14 protein-coding genes, 1 tRNA gene, 1 other RNA gene and 4 pseudogenes are annotated in these 21189 nt (G+C 69.9%); 7 read left to right on the plus strand and 13 right to left on the minus strand.

Features of this window, described 5'->3' with window-relative positions; all coding sequences use genetic code 11:
• Nucleotides 1-278 (minus strand): annotated as a pseudogene (locus BW737_RS03270) (NAD(P)H-binding protein); the annotation flags it as partial.
• Nucleotides 279-407: 129 nt separating this feature from the next.
• Between BW737_RS03270 and BW737_RS03275 the strand changes: the two are divergent.
• Complete coding sequence (locus BW737_RS03275; RefSeq protein WP_257210423.1) at nt 408-881, plus strand: winged helix-turn-helix transcriptional regulator; 474 nt, start codon at nt 408-410, stop codon at nt 879-881.
• Nucleotides 882-1133: 252 nt separating this feature from the next.
• Nucleotides 1134-3206: an alpha-amylase family protein gene (locus BW737_RS03280; RefSeq protein ID WP_086615841.1), complete on the plus strand. Its 2073-nt coding sequence runs from the start codon at nt 1134-1136 to the stop codon at nt 3204-3206.
• A 125-nt stretch (nt 3207-3331) separates the two neighbouring features.
• Here BW737_RS03280 and BW737_RS03285 read toward each other — a convergent pair whose 3' ends face one another.
• The 4 genes from BW737_RS03285 to BW737_RS03295 form a co-directional block, all read right to left on the minus strand.
• Nucleotides 3332-3649 carry a type II toxin-antitoxin system VapC family toxin gene (locus BW737_RS03285; protein WP_218961767.1) on the minus strand — a complete coding sequence of 106 codons (318 nt, stop codon included), beginning with the start codon at nt 3647-3649 and terminating at the stop codon, nt 3332-3334.
• A complete protein-coding gene (locus tag BW737_RS03290) occupies nt 3649-3903 on the minus strand; it encodes a type II toxin-antitoxin system Phd/YefM family antitoxin (protein WP_086615842.1) in 255 nt (84 codons plus the stop codon). Before BW737_RS03290 ends, BW737_RS03285 begins: the two co-directional genes overlap by 1 nt.
• A gap of 96 nt (nt 3904-3999) precedes the next feature.
• Complete coding sequence (locus tag BW737_RS15970) at nt 4000-4149, minus strand: hypothetical protein (protein WP_180272034.1); 150 nt, start codon at nt 4147-4149, stop codon at nt 4000-4002.
• Between the two features lie 14 nt (nt 4150-4163).
• On the minus strand, nt 4164-6182 hold the full coding sequence (locus BW737_RS03295) for an alpha/beta fold hydrolase (RefSeq protein ID WP_086615843.1): 2019 nt from the start codon (nt 6180-6182) through the stop codon (nt 4164-4166).
• Here BW737_RS03295 and BW737_RS15975 point away from each other — a divergent pair.
• A complete protein-coding gene (locus BW737_RS15975) occupies nt 6181-6330 on the plus strand; it encodes a hypothetical protein (RefSeq protein WP_180272035.1) in 150 nt (49 codons plus the stop codon). The genes BW737_RS03295 and BW737_RS15975 overlap by 2 nt on opposite strands.
• A gap of 17 nt (nt 6331-6347) precedes the next feature.
• On the opposite strand, the pseudogene BW737_RS03300 reads toward BW737_RS15975, so the two are convergent.
• The 3 genes and pseudogenes from BW737_RS03300 to BW737_RS19805 form a co-directional block, all read right to left on the minus strand.
• A pseudogene (locus BW737_RS03300) lies at nt 6348-8164 on the minus strand (carbohydrate-binding domain-containing protein).
• Between the two features lie 30 nt (nt 8165-8194).
• Nucleotides 8195-8956 (minus strand): polyphosphate polymerase domain-containing protein, encoded by a 762-nt coding sequence (locus BW737_RS03305; RefSeq protein WP_257210425.1) that lies wholly within the window; start codon nt 8954-8956, stop codon nt 8195-8197.
• Complete coding sequence (locus BW737_RS19805; protein ID WP_420835697.1) at nt 8859-9656, minus strand: DUF4956 domain-containing protein; 798 nt, start codon at nt 9654-9656, stop codon at nt 8859-8861. The genes BW737_RS03305 and BW737_RS19805 overlap by 98 nt, the downstream gene beginning before the upstream one ends.
• 415 nt (nt 9657-10071) lie before the next feature.
• Between BW737_RS19805 and BW737_RS03315 the strand changes: the two are divergent.
• Nucleotides 10072-11461: pseudogene (locus BW737_RS03315) on the plus strand (uracil-xanthine permease family protein).
• A gap of 37 nt (nt 11462-11498) precedes the next feature.
• On the opposite strand, the gene BW737_RS03320 reads toward BW737_RS03315, so the two are convergent.
• Both BW737_RS03320 and BW737_RS03325 read right to left on the minus strand, forming a co-directional pair.
• Nucleotides 11499-11837: a type II toxin-antitoxin system VapB family antitoxin gene (locus tag BW737_RS03320; protein ID WP_086615845.1), complete on the minus strand. Its 339-nt coding sequence runs from the start codon at nt 11835-11837 to the stop codon at nt 11499-11501.
• Between the two features lie 69 nt (nt 11838-11906).
• Nucleotides 11907-12656, minus strand: a complete 750-nt coding sequence (locus BW737_RS03325) for a TetR/AcrR family transcriptional regulator (RefSeq protein ID WP_086615846.1) — start codon at nt 12654-12656, stop codon at nt 11907-11909.
• Between the two features lie 526 nt (nt 12657-13182).
• On the opposite strand from BW737_RS03325, the pseudogene BW737_RS19810 reads away from it, so the two are divergent.
• A pseudogene (locus BW737_RS19810) lies at nt 13183-18026 on the plus strand (acyl-CoA dehydratase activase-related protein).
• A gap of 94 nt (nt 18027-18120) precedes the next feature.
• Here the strand turns inward: BW737_RS19810 and BW737_RS15980 are convergent.
• The 3 genes from BW737_RS15980 to BW737_RS03345 form a co-directional block, all read right to left on the minus strand.
• Nucleotides 18121-18507 (minus strand): septum formation family protein, encoded by a 387-nt coding sequence (locus BW737_RS15980; protein WP_180272036.1) that lies wholly within the window; start codon nt 18505-18507, stop codon nt 18121-18123.
• Nucleotides 18504-18767: a hypothetical protein gene (locus tag BW737_RS15985; RefSeq protein WP_180272037.1), complete on the minus strand. Its 264-nt coding sequence runs from the start codon at nt 18765-18767 to the stop codon at nt 18504-18506. The genes BW737_RS15980 and BW737_RS15985 overlap by 4 nt, the downstream gene beginning before the upstream one ends.
• 734 nt (nt 18768-19501) lie before the next feature.
• Nucleotides 19502-19589, minus strand: a tRNA-Ser gene (locus BW737_RS03345).
• Nucleotides 19590-19787: 198 nt separating this feature from the next.
• Here BW737_RS03345 and ffs point away from each other — a divergent pair.
• Both ffs and BW737_RS03355 read left to right on the plus strand, forming a co-directional pair.
• An RNA gene (gene ffs / locus BW737_RS03350) (signal recognition particle sRNA small type) lies at nt 19788-19882 on the plus strand.
• A gap of 105 nt (nt 19883-19987) precedes the next feature.
• On the plus strand, nt 19988-21189 hold a 1202-nt coding region (locus tag BW737_RS03355; protein WP_143233245.1), incomplete at its 3' end, for a DNA polymerase III subunit gamma and tau.

The raw sequence follows: 21189 nt of genomic DNA on the forward strand, positions 1-21189 counted from the left end.
CGTCGGGCGGGCGGCGATCAGCGCCTTGAAGGCGTCGACGGTCGCTGCACGGGGCCGCCAGTGCGGTCGGGGGAGACGGCGATGATGGTGGCGTCGGCGGCACTGATCAGGTCCACCACCGCGGCGGTGTCCGCCAGGTCCGCGACCACATCCGTGGTGGCGCCCTCGGCATGACGGCCGGAGCGGGAGGCGGAGGTGACGATGTGGCCGCGGCGGGCGGCCTCGGCGACGACGGCGGCGCCGGTGTTGCCGGTTCCGCCGATGACGGTGAGGTTCATGAGGGCTCCTTGTTTGCGTGGGTTTGTGAGGCCTGCTGGCGTGACCGCCGGGGCATTAGTACTGCTGCGGCAGCGCTGTTACGCTATGTAATAGATACTAAGTACCTCAAGGTAACCATGGAGTTGCTCGTGTCACATTCACTGGATGTTGCTGCGTCTGTTGCGGCAGGCGCGGCTGCGCCCGCGACCAGCGAGGTGGATGGCGTTCCCGCCGCCGCGGGCCCGCCGCTGGCCGCCTATGACGTGCTGTCGCCCGAGTGTCCGTCCCGCACGGTGCTGCGGCACGTCGTGGACCGGTGGACGCCCCTGATCGTCGCCGTGCTGGCCCGGGGCCCGCGGCGCTTCGGCGAACTGCGCGAGGCCATCGGCGGGGTGACGCCGAAGGTGCTGGCGCAGACGCTGCGCTCCATGGAACGCGACGGCCTGGTGCTGCGCGAACAGACCCCGGGCGTGCCGCCGCGCGTGGATTACACGCTCACCCCGCTTGGTGCCGGCCTGGCCGAGCCGATCGCTGCGCTGCGGGCCTGGGCCGAGGGCAACGCCGAGCAGGTGCTGGCTCACCGTGAGGCCTACGACCGCGTCCATCCCCGGTCCGAGGCGTAGGCGGTCGTTCCCGGACCACCGAGATCACGTTTGAGGGCGCTCAGTGCGGCTGTAAGTGTCATGGAATGCACCACTTTCTAGCCGCGCCCTCGGAGCCCGCCCTTCCCAGCCGCAGAATCGCGCGGCTCGCGGAGATCATTCAGCGGCGAGGCTGTTCAAAGTGGTGCATTTAGTGACACCTGCGGGTACCTGCGGCGGCATCGTCGCTCGAAAGTGCTCCCGCTCGGCCACTGAATCGGGGACCATAGAGGTATGAGCGCTCCCACACCCGCCGAACCCACCGGCATTCCCGCATCGTCCACCTGGTCCACCGGAGCTGCGGGTGCGGTGGTGCCGCAGGCGGTCCGTGACGCCGTTGACGTCGCGCTGGATGCGGCCGACCTGCCTCGCGCCGAGCGTGAGATCTTCACGACCCGCGTCGAGCGCTGGTATCCGGATGTCATGGACGGCCTGCTGACCCTGTACGGCGAGCCCGCCGCCGGGCGTACCGCCGTCACCTTGCTGACCGAGGCCGCCCGGGCCTACGCGGCCCGCAGCCCCGAGTTGCGCCACCTGGACCTGGCCCGCACCCTCGACCCCGCCTGGGTGCAGGACCCCTCCCGCATCGGCTACTCCGGTTACACCGAGCGCTTCGCCGGTGACCTGCGCGGTGTGGAGAAGCGAATCGGCTACCTGCGGGAGCTGGGCGTCAGCTACCTCCATCTGATGCCGCTGCTCACCCCCCGCCCCGGCGACTCCGACGGCGGCTACGCGGTGGCCGACTACCGTTCCGTGCGCCCCGACCTGGGCGACATGGACGACCTGGCCCATTTGACCGGCGAGTTGCGCAAGGAGGGCATGAGTCTGGTCATCGACCTGGTGCTCAACCACGTTGCCCGCGAGCACGAGTGGGCCCGCCGTGCCCGCGCCGGCGAGCAGCGCTACCGCGACTACTTCCTGATCTACCCCGACCGCACCGAGCCCGACGAGTACGAGCGTACCCTGCCGGAGATCTTTCCCGACTTCGCCCCCGGCAACTTCACCTGGGAGGACGAGCTCGACGGCTGGGTGTGGACCACCTTCAACTCCTTCCAGTGGGACCTGAACTGGCGCAACCCCCAGGTAATGGAGGAGTTCGTTCAGATCGTGATGGAACTGGCCAACCGCGGCGTGGAGGTGCTGCGCCTGGACGCCATCGCCTTCACCATCAAGCGCAAGGGTACGGACTGCCAGGGCCAGCCGGAGGTCCACTCCATCACCGAGGTGCTGCGGGCGCTTACTCGCATCGCCTGCCCCGCCATCGCCCTGAAGGCGGAGGCCATCGTGGCCCCCACCGAGTTGCTGCAGTACCTGGGGCAGGGCCGCTACACCGGCAAGGTCTCCGACCTGGCCTACCACAACTCACTTATGGTGCAGGTCTGGTCCATGTTGGCCAGCCGCAGCGTGAGCCTGGCCGTCCAGACGCTCTCCTCGCTGCCGATCGAGCCCTCCACCGCCACCTGGATCACCTACATTCGTTGCCACGATGACATCGGTTGGGCGATCGACGACGCCGACGCCGAGGCCGTGGGCCTGAACGGCTACCTGCACCGGGTCTTCCTGGCCGACTGGTACACCGGCCAGTACCCGATGAGCGACGCCCGGGGCCTGACCTTCCAGTTCAACCCGGTTACCAATGACCGGCGCACCGCCGGCACCGCCGCCTCCCTCATCGGGATCGAGGCCGCGGCCGAGGCGGTGGCCGGCATCGACGAACGCACCCCCGCCTGGCGCGAGGAGGAGCTGCGCACCTGGCTGGAGGAGCGCTTCAATGCCATGCGCCTGGCCTACGCCATCATCTACGGCTGGGGCGGCATCCCGGTGCTGTGGAGTGGGGATGAGCTGGCGCAGTTCAACGATCCGAACTGGGACACCGAGCCCGGTCACGAGTCCGACTCCCGCTGGGCGGGCCGTCCGCGCCTGAGCGAGGCCGCCATCGCCGAGCGCCACGACCGCTCCACGGTGGCGGGCCGGGTGTTCACCGACCTGGCCCACATGGGCAGGGTGCGGGCCTGTCTGCCGCAGCTGAGCGCGGATGTGCGCACCGTCGTCGCCCCCGTCGACGACGACGGCGTGCTGGTCACCTTCCGCGACCACCCGCGCGGCAGCTTCGTGGGCGTGTATAACGTGACCCCGGACTGGCGCTCCGTGCCCGCGGCGCGCCTGGCCGAGTACGGGGTGCTCGGCGCGGTGGACGTGCTCACCGACACCGTGCCCTCGGGGTCCACGAGCCTGGAGGGTGCCGGTGACGGCCAGGTGCCGGTGCCGCCCTACGCCGCCTGGTGGCTGGTGCGCTCCACCGACTGAGGCGGGTCGGCGGCCCACGCCGGCTTACACCGGCTCCCAGGGGTTGAGTAGTGCGACACCCATGGGGGCGAAATCGGCAACGTTACGAGTCACCACCGTAAGGCCGTGCACCATTGCGGTAGCCGCTATGAAGCGTCTCGCTCGGGGCGGGGATCGGGTACGTGCAGGTGTGCGCATTGCAGGGCGACAGGGGTGTCCACCGGAAGAATCCGATTGTGGAAGAACGGCAGAACCTGGTGCTCCATCCAGGTGCGCAGGCGGCCTCCCTGGTTTGGGTCGCGCCGCTCAACCCTGGCGATTCCGAGTTCGAGCTCCATTACGGTGATCGCTGACAAGTGCAGGCTGTCTGCTTCAAGGTCGGAGAAGAAGCGCATGACGTGTGGGTCGGCGCGTCCGTCTCCGACCTTGCGCAGTTCGGAGACGACATTGGTGTCGAGCAGCATCAGTCCAGCTCCGCGGCCCGCGGCAGGTCACGGGCTGGTTCGATGTCCAGCTCGATCTCGGACAACCCCGGCATGGAGAGTGCCTCCAGGATTCCCTTATTCGCGGAGGTGAGGCGTCGGTAGTCCTCAATGGACAGCAGGACGTGTGCGGGGACACCGCGATCGGTGATGAGGACCGGGCCCTGGCGAGAAGCCCGCTTGGCCGAGGAGACGTTCTGATTGAACTCCCTGCTTGACATGGTGATCGCTGTCATTGGTGGCATCTCCCATCGTAGGGTCGATGTAGCAACGATACTACATCACCTCGAGCTAAAGAAGACCCGGTGCGGTGGGGCGGTATGTCACGGGACTCAGCTGGTGTAGCGGGGCTCGCGGCCGTCGAGCACCGTGTCGAAGTCGCAGGTCGACTCGACTATGCGCTCACACATCCGGGCATCCTGCGGGTCCAGACCGAAGTCTTTAGGGGCCCGCTCCCAGGCTCCTCGGGCCACCTGCGCCACCCGCGTCGTTACGTCTAGGACCTCGCTGCGGGGCAGCCCCCAGTCCAGATCCAGCAGTTGCTCCAGGCTCCGTTCCGGTCCCGTCCCCTCCAGCGGCGTGCCCGACTGCTCGTCCGGGCAGGGGACGACGTCGAACATCGGCGCCGCGTGCCAGCATCCGCATCGCGGAGGAGACCCATGTTCCAGGGGTGATCATCGACGTCGTGCAGGCACATCGACAAGGCTGCGCGAGCCACCACCCCGCGCACCGCCTGTGGGCCGGCAAGGGCGTACGCCGCCTCGGCCGCGACGTGGTAGGAGAACGCCTCGACACTAAGCGGCTGGGCGGCCGTGTGCATCGACTGGTAGCCGAGCCGGCCACGGCCATGGCGGTCGAAGCGGTCGACCACGAGGATCGCCCGCTGGGTGTCAACTCTGAGGAGTCGAGATGAGCAGGCGTCGAGACCGGCGTCCCGGGCCACTTGCAGCGCCACCGCTTCACAGGTGAGCAGGTCGTAGGCGTCGCCTGCGGAGGGGTACTTCGCCATGACGAGGCCTCCGGTGCGATCATCCCGCAGCGCCAGCTTGGGGCGGCCCCCGCCCTGGCTACTGGCTCCCGGCAGGATGCGGCGCATGCCCTCGCGGTCCATGTCTCCGCGCTGGAAGGACTCAATATCCGCCAGTAGCGTCGCGGCCGCCGTGACGGGGGAGAGCTCCCCGGAGGCCAGTGGCTCAGCGTCGACGCTAGCGGAGAAGCGCAGTGCGCCTTGCCGGGACTGATCGGCGACCGCCGCCAGCAGCCCGAGGCCGGACAGACTCTCCTCCCGGTTGCCGCTCGCGAGCACCGCCCTGCCCCACAGGCCCGGGCAGGCGTCGCCGAAGACGCCGAAGGCGGATGCGCCGTCGGGCGGCGTCAGGGGGGAGGAGCTCAGCGGGAGACCCACCCCGATGGGGAAGCCCCGCTCCAACCAGTCCGAGGCGTAGGCGAACCGTTGGCGGTCGGTGTCCGTGTCGAAGGACAGCGTTCCGACGTGGGCCAGCGCGCCGTCGACGTCGGTCCAGGAGACCTCCAGCTGGGTGGTGCTCATGGCGGCACTGTAGGCGTTACCCGCGGCGCGAGCGGGGCGGTCGAGTCGAATGCGCTGCGGCCTACGCCGCCTGGCGGCTGGTGCGCTCGGCCGCCGGTGGCGCGCCGGCGTGGAGGCGCCGAGCCATCCAGGGTCGGTGATGGCGTGGAAGCGGTCGGGGTAGGTGCGACGCACGCAGTGGGGCGCGCCCTCGATCACGACGGTCTCGATCGACGGATTGGCGCGCCGGGTGAGGTTGGTGAGGTTGTCTCCGCGCAGGACCACGCGCTCGGTGCCGGTGACGATCAGCGTCGGCACCGCCAGGGAGTCCACGACCTCCTGCCAGGGGCTCGGCGGGGACACGCAGCCCTGGGCGATGAACCCCAGGTCCACGCCGCAGGCGGCCTCCACGCTGGCCCGCACCTCCCGGGGCGACCAGGTGGGGTTGTTCCGCAGCTCCAGCTCGAAGCGCGCCTGCGGGTCGGCGGCGATCTGCCGCATCTCCCGCACCTGCCGGAAGGCGTTCGCGGCCAGTAGGCGGCGCCAGACCGGGGTGACGAAGGCCGGGTCCTCCGCGACGACGGCATCGACCAGGTCGGGCCGGTGCGCGGCCACGTCCAGGCTGGTCACCCCGCCCATGGAGTGGCCGACGACGGCCAGTGGGGAGCGCAGCGGCCCCTCACCTTGCAGGCCGTGGGCGCGCAGGTCCTCCAGCACGGTCTGCAGGTCCGAGGCCAGGCGCGCACCGGTGGCCGTCCGGCTGGCCAGGTCCGCGGCGTCCCAGCGCGGGGAGTCGCCATGCCCGCGGGCGTCCAGGGCGACGATCCGGTAGCCGGCGGCCGTCCAGCGGTCGATCGCCTCGATCCAGCAGGCTGCGGAGTCGGTGATGCCGTGGGACAGGACGAGCACCGGCGCGGCGTCGTCGTCCAGCGGCCCGGCCAGGTGGCGGGCGAGCGGGGCGACGGCGGGTGCCTCAACGGTGGTCATGCCCGGAGCCTATGCCGTCGTCACTGGTGGCCCCGAACTCGTCTACTACGCCGGTTCACCGTCTACTACGCCAGTTAACGGTCTGCTGAATGCCTGCGGGCCGTTCAGCAGACCGCTAACCGGCGTTGTTAACGCCGAAGTGGCGTAGTAGACGGGGCTTGCGCGTCAGCTCTGGTCGGCGGTGGCGCTGTCGGCCGGAGCCTGGCCGGGATCGCCCTGACCGTTGGCATTTCCGTCGGACGGCGCCTGGCCGCCCGCCCCGCCCTGGCCGCCGGGGCCGCCGCTCATGCCCATGCCGGAGCTCAGGGCCGCGGCGGTGCCGGTGGCCGAGCCGCCCGACGTCGTCGCCACCGTGTACTCCTCGCCCTCGGTCAGGCCCAGCACGGTCAGGTATTGCGAGGTGAACACGCTGGTCATCTCCCAGGAGTCGCCGTCAGCACTCGTCACGGTGATGGTGTCGCCCGCGCTCACGCTCGGGGAGCCGGTGATGCCGTAGAGCTGGCTCTCGCCATTGACATCCACCGCCCCGTCCATGGAGCCGGCCTGACCGGAGACGACGACCTGCCCGCCGGTCACATACGCCGACCCGTTGGAGTCGATGCCGTCGGAGTAGGTGAAGGACACCTGCACCTGCCCGCCGGAGATGGTCAGCGCCGCGCCGTCGTCGGACTCGGAGTCCACGTTCTCATGCCCCTCGATCACGTAGTCGCCGTTGGTGGCATTGATGCCGTCGTCGCCGGAGGTGATGGTCAGGACGCCGCCGGAGATGTTGATGAAGGCCGCCTGGAGCCCCTCGTCCGCGGCGTCCAGGGTGACGGTGCCATCCTCCTGCGTGTAGCTGACACCGGCGTTGATGCCCTTGGGCTTGGCGGCGTCGTCGACGCCGGACTCGTCCTCGGTGTCATCCGTGGCGGAGTCGCTCGCGGCAGCGCCCGCCTGGTCACCCTGCTGCCCGGGCGCCCCGCCGAAGCCCTCCTCCTGGGTGGCGTTGGCCTGCCCGCCGCCCGCGGTCACGGTCAGCGTGGTGCCGTCCACGGTGACGTCGGTGGTGGCGGACACGCCGTCGTCGCCGGAGGTGATGGTGACCTCGGCCGCGCCCAGGGCGATGAAGCCCATGGCTTCGTCGTCGTCCTCGGTGGACTTCAGTCCGTCCCCGCCGGCGGTGACGGTGATGGTGCCGCCGGAGACGACCAGGTAGTCCTTGCCACGGATGCCGTCGTCGACGGCGTCCACCGTAAGCGTGGGCGTGCCCTGGATGACCAGTCCGTTCTTGGAGGAGATGGCGTCGTTGTTGTTGCCGGTCACGCTCAGCGAGCCGGTGCCGGTGATCACCACGGTGTCGGAGGAGAACAGGGCCGCCGTGGGGGCGTCCTCGCTGGTGTCGGCGTAGGTCTCGCCGTCAACGAGCGTGTTCTCGGACCCCTCGGCAAGCACGACGACGGCGCTACCGGCGTCCTGGATGTCGATCGCCGGGCCGTCCGCATTGGTGATGGAGACGCCGTCGAGCACCAGGCGTACCTCGCGTCGTCGGCGTTCACGATCACCTCCCCGTCCGTGAGCTCGCCGGACAGGACGTAGGTGCCGGCGGCGCTGATGGTGATGGTGCCGCCGTCGACGCCCACGCCGCCGGCCCCGTCGCCTGTGACGCTCGCCGAGTCGCCGGACAGGGTGATCGTGGTGGCGGAGGCGGCGTCATAGGCGCCCGCATCGTCGTCCGCGGTGACGGCGGCGACGGCCCCGGAGGTGTCGGCATTCGCCGCCAGGATGTCGGCGACGCTCGCGCCGGTGGAGGCGGTGGCCACCTCGCTGCTGATTGTGGTCCAGACGGTCCCGGAGGTGTCGCCGGAGGAGACGCCGGAGCTGCTGGATTCGGTGGTCCCGGTGGAGCAGCCAGCCACGAGTGCCACCGCGGCGAGTGCGACCAGCACCCGGAGACGTCCGATGCGGACGAGCCGGTGCAGGCGCTTGAGCGGGTTGTTCATGCGGGTGGAGTCCTTTTCTGTCAGGTTCTGTTAGGCGGCGAAGGCCAGGTGGCCGGGCTGGGAGTCCTGGGTGGCGGCTAGCTCGCGCCCAAGCACTCGGTGCCACTTGTTGGCGGGCAGCTGTGGGTTGAGCAGCGCCATGCCGGTGGCGTACTTGGAGATCTTGGCGGGTCGATGTCCCCGCGCCCACAGCAGTCGGTCAACGGGCGACGGCGTGGCCGGGTTCTTGGTCTCGACGATTACCAGCCCGTCGGCCGACGCCTCCCGCCCAGGGGCGGCGTCGGCGCCCAGGTCGATCCACTTCAAATCCGTGTCGACCGTGACTCGGGCGCGGTCCTGTGGCAGGTGCAGGGTGGTGCGCTCGTAGGAGGTGCCTATCACCGGCACCAGGGAGTCTGCGAGCGCCGCGGCCTGCCCCGGCACGTAGACCCGCGTCCGCTCCAGGCAGTCGGCCACGAAGGCGCGTCCGTCCGCGGTGAGCCGGTCGGCGTCGTCGGGCGTGCAGGGGATGCGCTGCTTGACCGTCGTGCCCCGTGCCCCGCGGGTCTTGACCTCCAAGAAGCACTCCCCGGAGTCCAGGTACGTGCGGGTGCGCACCTTGAAGCGACGACGGCGTTTACGCGCGGCCAGCAGGTAGGAGTCCAGGCCGGGGGTGTCGAAGTAGGTGGAGGCGTAGGCGAGGCGGCGTTCGCCGTCAATGGTCAGCGCGCGCGCCTGCATGCCCAGGGCATCGACGACCGCCTGGGCCTCGGCCAGGGGAAGCAGGTACTTGCGATCCACGCGGGTGAGCAGGCCGGCGGCGGCATTGAGCTTCTCCAGGTTGGTGGACGCCAGGTGGGCGGTGCGTAGGTGTTGTTTCACGACGGGTGACTCCTGTGGCTGCGCTGGTGACGACTGGCGGATGGGCTCGGGCTCCGTTAGCGGCCGACCGGCTGGGCCATGGGCCGTGTGGTCGGTGGCGCGGGGGCCGCGACCGGTGGCGCGGGGGCCGGGGTGCTCGCGGCGGGGCGGGTCGCCGTCTCGTCACCCGCGAGTGACCCTCCGGGTGCAGGCGGAAGCGGACGTCGACGAGCGTGGTGTCGTTGACCAGGTCGAGGCGCTGCACCTCCACCGAGCGCACCTGCGCGTCCAGCAGCTGCTCCAGGTGGGCAATGAGGGCATCCTCGTCGGAGATGGCGCGGTCCAGCATGATGATCTGGTGCCGGTTGCGCCGCATGAGCGCCGGGTGGTCGCCGATCCACAGGGAAGCGACGACGAGCGCCATCAGCAGGGCCGTCAGGGCCAGTGGTGCGGCGGTGATGCCGCCGAGCAGCCCCAGGGCCAGGGCGGCGAAGAAGTAGGCGACCTCGTGCTGGGCCAGCTCGGTGGAGCGCAGGCGGATGATCGACAGCACGCCGAACAGGCCCAGGCCCAGGCCGGCGCCGACCGACGCCGTAGACAGCAGGAGCGTGACCGCCAGGACGCCAACGTTTACGCCGGCGTAGGCGGCCACCAGGTCCTTGCGGGCGTGACGGCGGGTGTACAGGCGCCGACGAGCACGACCAGGGCGATCAGGTCGACGGCGATGTAGGCAAGAGTGCTGGGAGACATTGGCTGCTTCCGGTTGTGGGGCGGACGGCGGGTGCCGTCCCGGACCGCGTTCGACGCTAACCGGCGGGCCTATGCGCTCCCTGTGAAAGCTGTGTCGTGGGGGTATGTGACCCGATGCGCTCCGGGATTGGCGGGGAGGCGTGGTAGCCGGGGGTCGGCGGGGTCGTCGTGGTGCGGCTGTGGACCTCCGGAGCGGAGCCGCACGACCGGCTTATACACTGGGGCCCCGGCAGGGCTCTGCCGGGCCCTGCCGCTCCGGCGTCCGGGGACTGCTTCCCCGCAGGCCGGTCCCCTTTCCCCATGCGACAGGAGCCCACGTGTCCGATAAGCAGAAACGCCGCTTCCACGGCTGGACCCTCCACGGCGACGGCCGCTCCATCACCCCAGGCGAGGTCGTCACCCCCTCCGAGCGGCTGAGCTGGCCCCGCACCGTCGGCATCGGCGTCCAGCACGTCGTCGCCATGTTCGGTGCGACCTTCCTCGTCCCGCTGCTGACGGGCTTCGACCCGTCCACCACCCTGTTCTTCACCGGGCTGGGCACCCTGCTGTTCCTCCTGGTCACCTCCGGACGCCTGCCCAGCTACCTCGGCTCCTCCTTCGCCTGATCGCACCCATCGGCGCCGTGACCGGGTATGCGGCGGACGCGGGAGCGCCGCTGGACGAGGCCAAGGCGTCTCTCGCGCAGGGTGGGATCATCTCCGTCGGCGCGCTGTTGGCCATCATCGGCCTGATTGTCCACGTGGCCGGCACCGGTTGGATCGACCGCCTCATGCCACCCATCGTCACCGGCGCCATCGTCTCCCTGATCGGCTTCAACCTCGCCCCCAGCGCCTGGGCCAACGTCAAGACCGCCCCGGTGACGGCGCTGGTGACGATCGTGTCGATCCTGGTGATCACGGTGCTGTTCAAGGGCATCATCGGGCGGTTGTCGATCCTCATCGGCGTGCTGATCGGTTACGCCACCGCCTGCGTGCGCGGGGAGGTCGACTTCTCCCAGATCTCCGACACCGGCTGGATCGGTGTGCCCGCCTTCCGCGCCCCCGCCTTCAACGTCAGCCTCCTGGGCCTGTTCATCCGGTGGTGCTCGTGCTGGTGGCGGAGAACATCGGGCACGTCAAGTCCGTGGCCGCCATGACGGGGGAGAACCTCGACGACGTGACCGGACGCGCGCTGTTCGCGGACGGGGTGTCGACGATGCTCGCGGGCGCGGGCGGCGGCTCGGGCACCACCACCTACGCGGAGAACATCGGCGTCATGGCGGCCACGCGCGTGTACTCCACTGCCGCCTATGTGATCGCGGCCATGACGGCCCTGGGCTTGTCCCTGCTGCCGAAGTTCGGCGTCATCATCGCCACCATCCCCGCCGGCGTCCTGGGAGGGGCGGCGACGGTCCTGTACGGCATGATCGGCATGCTCGGGGTGCGCATCTGGGTGCAGAACCGCGTGGACTTCTCCGACCCGGTCAACCTCAACACCGCGGCGGTCGCCATGGTGGTGGCCATTGCCGACTACACCTTCAACTGGGGCGACATGACCTTCGCGGGCATCGCGCTCGGCTCGCTGGCCGCGATCGTCGTCTACCACGTCATGCGCGCGATCTCCCGGGCGCGGGGGACCAACCTGGAGGAGGCCTCGCCGGCGTCGGCACCCGCGGGTACCGAGCTCGAGGGCCCGGCCTACGCCAAGCGCGCCCGCCGGCAGGGCTGAGGCGGGTCCCCGCCTCAGCGCCTACTCGCGCCGCCGCCTACTCCGTGGGCGGCGGCGGGGCGGAGACGGGGCGGCCGTCGTTGGTCAGCTCGAGGACGCGCGCGTGGATGGAGGTGCGCCCCTGAAGCGCGGCGCGCAGGGCCCGGTGCAGGCCGGTCTCCAGATAGAGGTCCCCGTTCCAGGCAACGACGTGGGCGAACAGGTCGCCGTAGAAGGTGGAGTCGTCGTCGAGCAGGCCGCGCAGGTCCAGCTGCGCCCGCGTGGTCACCAGCTGGTCCAGGCGGATCTGTCGTGGGGCAATGGCCGCCCAGTCGCGCTGCGCAGTGACCCCATGAGCGGGGTAGGGCGCGCTATCGCCGACGGCCTTGAAGATCATGAGCCAATGCTAACGGGAACGTATGACACACCGGGATAGGGGACGATATTCGGACGGCGTCTCCGGCGTCTACCGCCGCAGCAGCGGACCGGTCAGGTAGTGCTGAATGGTTGGCCCGACAACCTCTACCAGGTGGTCGACGGAGGCGCTGGCCAGTGGCTCCACCTGGAAGGTGTAGCGGATCATCGCCAGACCCACTAGTTGACTGCCGGCCAGGGTGGCGCGCTCGCGGGCGTCGGGTCCCAACACCCCGGCCTGCTCGAGGGCCTGCGTGACCGGAATGGCGATCTGCTCGGTGGCGTAGGCCTGCACCGCCTCGGGGGCGCCGTCGTCGGTGGCGACCCAGCGCAGCAGGGCCCGGAAGGTCGCCCCGCCGGAGGAGTCATCCCAGGCGGTCATCGCCAGACGCACCAGCCGCGGGCCGGCGGTACGGATGTCACCGGAGACCACTTTGGCGATCTCCTCGCTGGCGCGGATCCGCAGATTCATGGAGGCGCCGAACAGATCACCCTTGGAGCCGAAGTAGTAGGACACGAGCGCCGGGTCGACGCCGGCGGCGCGGGCGACCCCACGGATGGTCGTCTTGGCGAAGCCCTTGGCGAGGAAGGAGGCGCGGGCGGCGTCGAGGATCGCGTTGCGCGTGGACTCGGTGCCCGTGCCGGTGCGGCTGCCGGAGCGAGGACCCCGACGGCGCGTGGGCTCGGCTTTGGCGTCGGTGCCGGAGGGGGCGGAGTCGGTGTCGCCTGCGGCCGGGGTAATCGGGACGGTAGGAAGGAGCTTGCCCGAATGGGATTGCCTGGGTGCGGCCGCGTCGCTCATGTCGTGAGGCTAAACGATCCGATTCGCGGGCAACCGGGCGGCACCACACGCTTTCGAATTAGCGAAGGTGAGGCGCGCGTTATTCAACGGCGTTCAGGGCGTGGTCAGGCGGTTTCGACGCGCTTCGCGGTGCTTGCAGGGAAAAGTTGCTGGGACTAAAGCCTAAGTCTGAGTTATTTCAACGCCGTTGAAGCCCGGTGGCGCCCGTGATTACGGTTCTATCAGGCCCCGGGTCTTGGGAGACCCCGGAAGTCACGCATTCCGTGTGGGGTCGAGAGGTGAATTCATGACCGTGAACGCTGACCGCAGGAACGACGTCGCACAGCCCGCCGCCGTGCCCGCACCGGCTGTTTCCGACGTCGTGCCCGTCATGGACGCGGAGCAACCGGTCGCCAGCGCGGGTCCGTCCCTCATGGCCATCCCGCTCGGCATGCCCTCCCTCCCCGCCCGACGCGCCACCGGCACATCCGCCGCAGGTGCGGCCCCTTCCGCGGCGACGTCCGACGGCGATTACGGCGCCGCAGCCCTGCGCCTGGGCCTGGACGTCGGCTCCACCACCGTCAAGCTCGTGCTTCTGCCCGAACCGGTTGCGGGCAAGCCCTTCCCCACCCCGGTCTTCTCCGAGTACCGCCGCCACAACGCCGACGTGCGCGGCGAGGTCTCCCGCCTGCTGGCCGAGGTCGCCGCCGCCTTCCCCGGCGCCCGTGTGCGCGGCGCCGTCACCGGCAGTGCCGGACTGAACCTGGCCAACCTGATGGGGCTGCCCTTCGTGCAGGAGGTCATCGCCGAGACCCGCACCGTCCAGGCCAAGAACCCCGAGGCCGACGTCATCATCGAGCTCGGCGGCGAGGATGCCAAGATCACCTACCTGCACCCCACCCCCGAGCAGCGCATGAACGGCACCTGCGCGGGCGGCACCGGCGCCTTCATCGACCAGATGGCGCAGCTGCTGCACACCGATGCCGCCGGGCTGAACGAGCTGGCCTCCAAGTATCAGACCCTCTACCCGATCGCCTCGCGCTGCGGTGTCTTCGCCAAGTCCGACCTCCAGCCGCTGATCAACCAGGCGCCGCCAGCGAGGACCTGGCCGCCTCCGTGCTGCAGGCCGTGGTCACCCAGACCATCGCCGGCCTGGCCTGCGGCCGCCCCATCCGCGGCAACGTCATGTTCCTGGGCGGCCCGCTGCACTTCCTGCCCGAGTTGCGCCGGGCCTTCGAACGCACCCTGGCCGACCAGGTCGACTCCTTCACCTGCCCCGACGACGCCCAGCTGTACGTCGCCGTCGGCGCCGCCCTGCTCGCGGGCGAGGAGGCGACGCCGCTGACCGCGATCACCGACCGCCTGGCCTCCCGCCGCGCTGCCGGCACGGGGGCCAGCCGCATGCGCCCCCTGTTCGCCGACGACGCCGAGCTGGCCGCCTTCCGCGCCCGCCACGCCCGGGCCACCGTGGAGCGGGTCGGTTGGCCCGCCCCGCCCGCCGATGACGACGCCGGCGACGCCCCGACCCGCTTCCAGGACTGCTTCCTGGGCATCGACGCCGGCTCCACCACCATCAAGGCCGTCGTCATCGACTCCCGCAACCGCATCGTCTGGGAGCACTATGCCGGCAATGAGGGCGACCCCGTCACCGCCGCCGTCGAGATCCTGCGCCGCATCCACCTGGAGATGCCCGAGCACGTGCGCATCGTCCGCTCCTGCGTCACCGGCTACGGCGAGGGCATCGTCAAGGCCGCCCTGCGCATCGACGAGGGCGTGGTGGAGACCATGGCCCACTACCGGGCCGCCGCCCATCTCAACCCCGGCGTCACCAGCGTCATCGACATCGGCGGGCAGGACATGAAGTACCTGCGCATCCGCGGTGGCGCCATCGACTCCATCTCCGTCAACGAGGCCTGCTCCGCCGGCTGCGGCTCCTTCCTGCAGACCTTCGCCCAGTCCATGGGCCAGTCCATCCAAGAGTTCTCCGCCTCGGCACTGAAGGCGGAGCGCCCCGTGGACCTGGGCAGCCGCTGCACGGTGTTCATGAACTCCTCGGTCAAGCAGGCCCAGAAGGAGAATGCCACCCCCGGCGACATCAGCGCCGGACTGTCCTACTCGGTGGTGCGCAACGCCCTGTACAAGGTCATCAAGCTGCGCGACGCCTCCCAGCTGGGTGAGCGCATCAGCGTGCAGGGCGGCACCTTCCTCAACGACGCCGTGCTGCGCGCCTTCGAGCTGCTCACCGGCCGCGAGGTGGTGCGCCCGGACATCGCCGGCCTCATGGGCTGCTTCGGGGCCGCCCTGACCGCCCGTGAGACCTACGACGGCGTGCCCGGAACGCTGATGAGTCTGGCCGAGCTGTCCCGCTTCGGCTTCACCACCGAGACCACGGTGTGCAAGCTGTGCCAGAACCACTGCAAGCTGACCATCACCACCTTCAACGACGGCCAGCGGCACGTGTCCGGCAACCGCTGCGAGCGCGGTGCCACCCAGGAGCGGCGCAAGACCAAGTCCGACATGCCCAACCTGTACGACTACAAGTACCGGCGCACCTTCGCCTACCGGCGCTGCGCCAGGGGCAGGACACCCGCGGCGAGATCGGCGTGCCCCGGGTGCTGGGCATGTACGAGAACTACCCGCTGTGGTTCACGATCCTCACCCAGCTGGGCTTCCGCGTCATGCTGTCGGGCCGCTCCAACCACGAACTGTTCGAGCAGGGCATGGACTCCATCCCTTCCGAGAACGTGTGCTACCCGGCCAAGCTCGCCCACGGCCACGTGCAGTCGCTGATCGACAAGGGCGTCAAGACCATCTGGTTCCCCTGCGTCTTCTACGAGCGCGGGCTCGTGGACGGCGCCGACGACCACTACAACTGCCCGATCGTGGCGACCTACCCCGAGGTCATCCGCAACAACGTCGAGGCATCCACGAAGGCGCGGCGGGCTCCGGGGACGCCGGCGCCGAGGCGCAGGCCGATGGCGTGCGCATGCTCGCGCCCTTCCTCAACCTCGCCGACCCCGCCAAGCTTGCCGAGCGGCTGGTGGAGGTATTCGCCGACTGGGACGTGACCCTCCCCGAGGCCCGCAAGGCCGTGGCCGCGGGCTTCGCCGAGGACGCCGCCTTCAAGGCCGACGTGCGCGCGGAGGGCCGCCGCACCCTGGAGTGGATGCGCGAGCACGGCCGCAAGGGCATCGTCCTGGCCGGCCGCCCCTACCACATCGACCCCGAGATCAACCACGGCGTCCCCGACGTCATCAACACCCTGGGCATGGCGGTCCTGTCCGAGGACTCGATCCTGCCCGAGCCGGCCCCCGACGACGCCGGTGACGGCGCCGAGCACGCGGTCGCCGGCGGGGCACTGTCTCGCGCCGTCGCCACCATCCGCCGCGGCCTGGGGCGTGACAAGGACGACCCGCAGGCGCCCGCCGACTGGTCCGATGTCACCGCGGAGGGGCTGGAGCGCCGACGGCGTCGGTCGCCGTCGCCAACGTCTCCCCGAAGCTGCGCGTGCGCGACCAGTGGGCCTACCACTCGCGCCTGTACCGGGCCGCCGAGCTGGTCACCCGGGCCGACGACCTCGAACTGGTGCAGCTGAACTCCTTCGGCTGCGGCGTCGACGCCGTCACCACCGACCAGGTGCAGGAGATTCTCGAGTCCGCGGGCGGGGTGTACACCACCCTCAAGATCGACGAGGTCTCCAACCTCGGCGCCGCCACCATCCGGCTGCGCTCGCTCGCCGCCGCCAGCGAGGCGCGCCGTCGCCAGCGCGAGGAGGAGGCGGCGGGCACCGGTGAGCGGGCGGCCGCGGACGGGGCCGCCGTCGTCGAGGAGACCCAGGACCCGGCCGAGAGCATCGAGATCGATACCACCGCGTCCCCCGCCGACGGCGACCACACGCTCGCCGGGCGCGTGGCCCGCAGCGAGCGGAGCCTGCCGGCCGCCACCACCCCGATGTTCACCGATGAGATGCGCCGCACCCACACCATCCTCATGCCGCAGATGAGCCCGATCCACTTCCGGCCGCTGGTGCCGCTCATGCGGCGCCTGGGCTACAAGGTCGAGCTGCTGGAGTCCGCCAGCAAGGCCGATCTCGAGGTGGGTCTGCGCTACGTCAACAACGACGCCTGCTTCCCCGCCATCATGGTGATCGGCCAGCTGATCGGCGCCTTCGAGGACGGCACCCACGATCCCGACAAGTGCGTGGTCGCCATCTCCCAGACCGGCGGCATGTGCCGCGCCACCAACTACGCCGCCATGCTCCGCAAGGGCCTGCGGGAGGCCGGCTACCCGCAGATCCCGGTGTTGGCCGTCTCCCTGCAGGGCATTGAGGAGAACCCCGGCTTCAAACTCACCCCCACCATGGCGTACAAGGCGCTGCAGGGGGTCGTCATCGGCGACACTCTGAGCACCTGCCTGCTGCGGGTGCGCCCCTACGAGGCGGCGCCCGGCTCCGCGCAGGCGCTGTACGAGCGCTGGAACACGATCATCTGCGAGTTCTTCGAGCACAAGGGCCGCTCGGCCACCTGGGGCGGGCGCATCGGCTACCGCCGCCTGCTGCGGGAGATGGTGCGCGAGTTCGACGCGCTTCCTCTGGAGGACGTGCCCCGCAAACCGCGCGTCGGCGTGGTGGGGGAGATCCTGGTCAAGTTCCAGCCGGACGCCAACAACCACGTGGTTGACGTCATCGAGGCCGAGGGCTGCGAGGCCGTGGTCCCCGGGCTACTGGCCTTCTTCCTCAACGGCATGACCACCGCCCAGTGGAAGGCGGACACCTACGGCATCGGCACCGACACCGTCTACCAGAAGAAGGCGGGCGTGTGGTTCATCGAGCAGGTGCAGGCCCCGGCGCGCGCCGCCCTGGCCGCCGCCGGCGGCAAGTTCGACGTCGAGTCCCCTATCGCCGAGATGGCCGAGAAGGCCTCGCAGATTCTCTCCCTGGGCAACCAGGCCGGCGAGGGCTGGCTGCTTACCGCCGAAATGGTCGAACTCATCGAGCACGGCGCCCCCAACATCGTGTGCTGCCAGCCCTTCGCCTGTCTGCCCAACCACGTGGTTGGCAAGGGCATGTTCCGGGAGATCCGCCGCCGCTACCCGCAGGCCAACATCGTGGGTATCGACTATGACCCGGGTGCCAGTGAGGTCAACCAGCTCAACCGCATCAAGCTGATGATCTCCACCGCCTTCATGATGCGTCAGGACGCAGACCGGGAGGAGGTGGCGCACGTGCAGTCGCCGTCGGCTGCGGGCCGGCTACTGACCGGCATCGACAACGCTTCGGACGACGGCCGTACCACCCGGGACCTGATTGCGGACCTGGGACCCGCCCCCGACGGCACGCCCACCTCACCGGACGTGGCCGCCCCCGAGCGGGTCGGCGCCGATCGGGCGTAACACGTCTGGCGCACGCGGTGGTTTGCTGAAGGCCTGCGGAGCTGAGCGGCGTCGCTGACAGTGAAGTGGCGTGGGCGGCGGTCGCCGCAGTAGGTCAGTTGTCGGCGCCGCGGGCGGACCCAGTCAATTCGCCTCCATCCACGGAGGTCAGCAGGCAGGAGACCCTGCGGTCGCCCTGCTCCCAGGTGCGCTGCGTGGGGCGTAGGGAGGTGACCGCGTAACGGCCTTGAGCGTAGGCGTCGTCGTAGCTAGTGCCGACGTAGTTCTCGAAGGCGTCGTAGCAGATGTCCGCGACGTACTGTTCCATGAGGCCGCCGTCCGGGAAGGCGTCCGCGGCGATCGCTCCCTCCGCATAGACCTCATAAAGGTGCGGGGCGGCGCAGTCGACGAGGTTGACGCTGGAGACGGTGCCGGGCTCGGCGGCGTCTGCCGTGGCGCCGGCGGACTGCGATGCGGAGGGCTCCGGAGTCTGTGTGTTCAAGGTTTCTGCGTCGCGTCTGCCGGCTCTTCGGGCGTGGTGTAGGTCAGGCAGTCGCCGACCGCGATGTCCATGGCGGACACGGTCTGTGTGGTGGGGGTGGCGAGGGCTTCCGGGAGCGGCACGCTTTGACTGGGTGTGGCGGACGCCGACGGGGTTGCCGCGGGCGTGGCGTGCTCCGTCGTGGTGCCGTGGCATGCCGCTACTCCCAAGGCAAGCAGTAGCGCGGCGGGGACGGTAAGCGCGGTGCGGGGATGACGCATGTCTTAAGGCTGACACACATTGGTACGGGAGCGGAAAGGTGCCCGTGTGCGGCTGCCTGCTCATAGATACCGCGCCGGCTGGGTCGGTCGGAGTACCGGCTGGGTCGGCCATTGCGCTGCCTCCGACACGCCCGCCAGCGCCTCTCGCACCGCTCATGGCGCCAAAACATGCGGTGGCCTGTGGGCGGGTGGTGTTCCCGGCCCACAGGCCACCGACGAGGTGCTCGAAGCCCTCGGGATTCCCGGTCCCGAGGGGCGGTCCTCCTTCGCCGGGACGACGCGGCGCGGGCTCCCATGTACCCGTCCCGTCTCGGAGGCGGGTCAGTCACTGGGCTCCCCATTCCCTCGTGACCCGCTCCGCCCGGCGGCAACAACTATGGAACCCGATGCGGCTGGGAGCTACCCCGGCGCAGCGCTGTGAAGCGGCTAGGAAAATCCGTGCTGATTGTGTGAAGCGGGTGCGCAGGTGTCACGGATTGCACCACTTTCCGCTGAGGTGAGTCTGCGGGGGTACGCCAAGGCGCATGATCATGCGGATCCCGGTTACAGGAGCATGGGATCCGGCGGTGAAAGTGGTGCACTGCGTGACACGGACGCGAAGGCGAGCGGCTCCTCGTGCCTTGTCATTCGCATGCGGAGTGAATCGTTGTCGGTGGGGAGAGTCGACGTTGACAGGAGTGTTGGCACAAGAAAAAGAGAATCCCCGGAATCGTTGTGATTCCGGGGAAACCTGGTGGCGGAGGATGGGGGATTCGAACCCCCGAGGGCTTGCACCCAACACGCTTTCCAAGCGTGCGCCATAGGCCGCTAGGCGAATCCTCCAGGTACTGCACGCGGCTGCTCACCACGCGTAGCGAGACGCGAATATATCCGACCAGGTGCCCTCAATGCCAACCCGCGGCGGCCTTGACGTGGTGGCATCGGTCACGAACAGCTCTGTGGTGCCGGTTCGCGCGTGCTCTGTGTCAGCGGATAGGCGGTGGACTTGACCGCCTCCGGCCTCGATCGGGTACCCTCTCACTCGGCCCCTCGTGCGGCGTCATCCAGTGAATCCCCCAGGACCGGAAGGTAGCAAGGGTAAGCGGGCTCTGGCGGGTGCACGGGGGGTCCTTCACATGACCGCCGGATGAGAGGGATGGCTCTGCCCTCGTCTGGCGGTTAAGCGATTGGAAATGCGCCAGGCGTCGCATCGTGTCGGTGGTCCCGTTTAGAGTCGGACCGTGACCACCGCCCTCTACCGCCGCTACCGGCCCGACACCTTCCAGGACGTCATCGGGCAGGAGCATGTGACCGCTCCGCTCATGGCGGCCTTGCGGGCCGACCGCGTCACGCACGCCTACCTGTTCTCCGGCCCGCGCGGATGCGGCAAGACCACCTCCGCCCGCATCCTGGCCCGCTGCCTGAACTGCGAGCAGTTCCCCACCGACACCCCCTGCGGGGTGTGCCCCTCCTGCCGTGACCTGGCCACCGGCGGGCCGGGCTCGCTCGACGTCGTCGAGATCGACGCCGCCAGCCACAACGGGGTCGACGACGCCCGTGACCTGCGCGAGCGCGCCTCCTTCGCCCCCGCCCGGGACCGCTACAAGATCTTCATCCTCGACGAGGCCCACATGGTCACCCCGCAGGGCTTCAACGCCCTGCTCAAGCTGGTCGAGGAACCGCCCGAACACGTGAAGTTCATCTTCGCCACCACCGAGCCGGACAAGGTCATCGGCACCATCCGCTCCCGCACCCACCACTACCCCTTCCGACTCGTCCCGCCCGACATCCTGGAGGGCTACCTGGGGCGGCTGTGTCAGGCGGAGAGTATCGACGTCGGACCGGGCGTGTTTCCGTTGGTGGTGCGCGCGGGTGGCGGCAGTGTGCGCGACACCCTGTCGGTCATGGACCAGCTCATCGGCGGCGCCGTCGACGGCGAGGTCGACTACCAGCGCGCCGTCGCCCTGCTCGGCTATACGGACACCACGCTGCTGGACTCCTGCGTGGATGCGATCGCCGCGGCCGACGGCGCGGGCGTGTTCCGGGTGGTGGACCGCGTGGTGACTTCCGGGCACGATCCGCGCCGCTTCGTCGAGGACCTGCTGCAGCGGTTGCGGGACCTGCTGGTGATCGCGCTGGCGGGCAGCGAGGCCGGGCCCGCCCTCGGCTCCCTGCCCGCCGACGAACTCTCCCGCATGGAGGGCCAGGCCCGCACCATTGGGGCGGCCGGGCTGTCCCGGGCCGCGGACGTGACCGCCAAGGCCCTGGACCAGATGGTCGGGGCCACTTCTCCCCGGCTGCAGCTGGAGCTGCTCATGGCTCGTCTGCTGCTGCCCGAGTCGGCGCCGACGGCGCAGTCCGTCCCAACGCCTGGCCGGCCGGCGCGTGCCAACGCCGGCGCACCCGCCCCGACGGCGTCGCGGCCCGCCGCCCGCGCAGGCAG

Origin of the sequence: Actinomyces ruminis, from assembly GCF_002154335.2 — a bacterium.
GTDB lineage: Bacteria > Actinomycetota > Actinomycetes > Actinomycetales > Actinomycetaceae > Actinomyces > Actinomyces ruminis.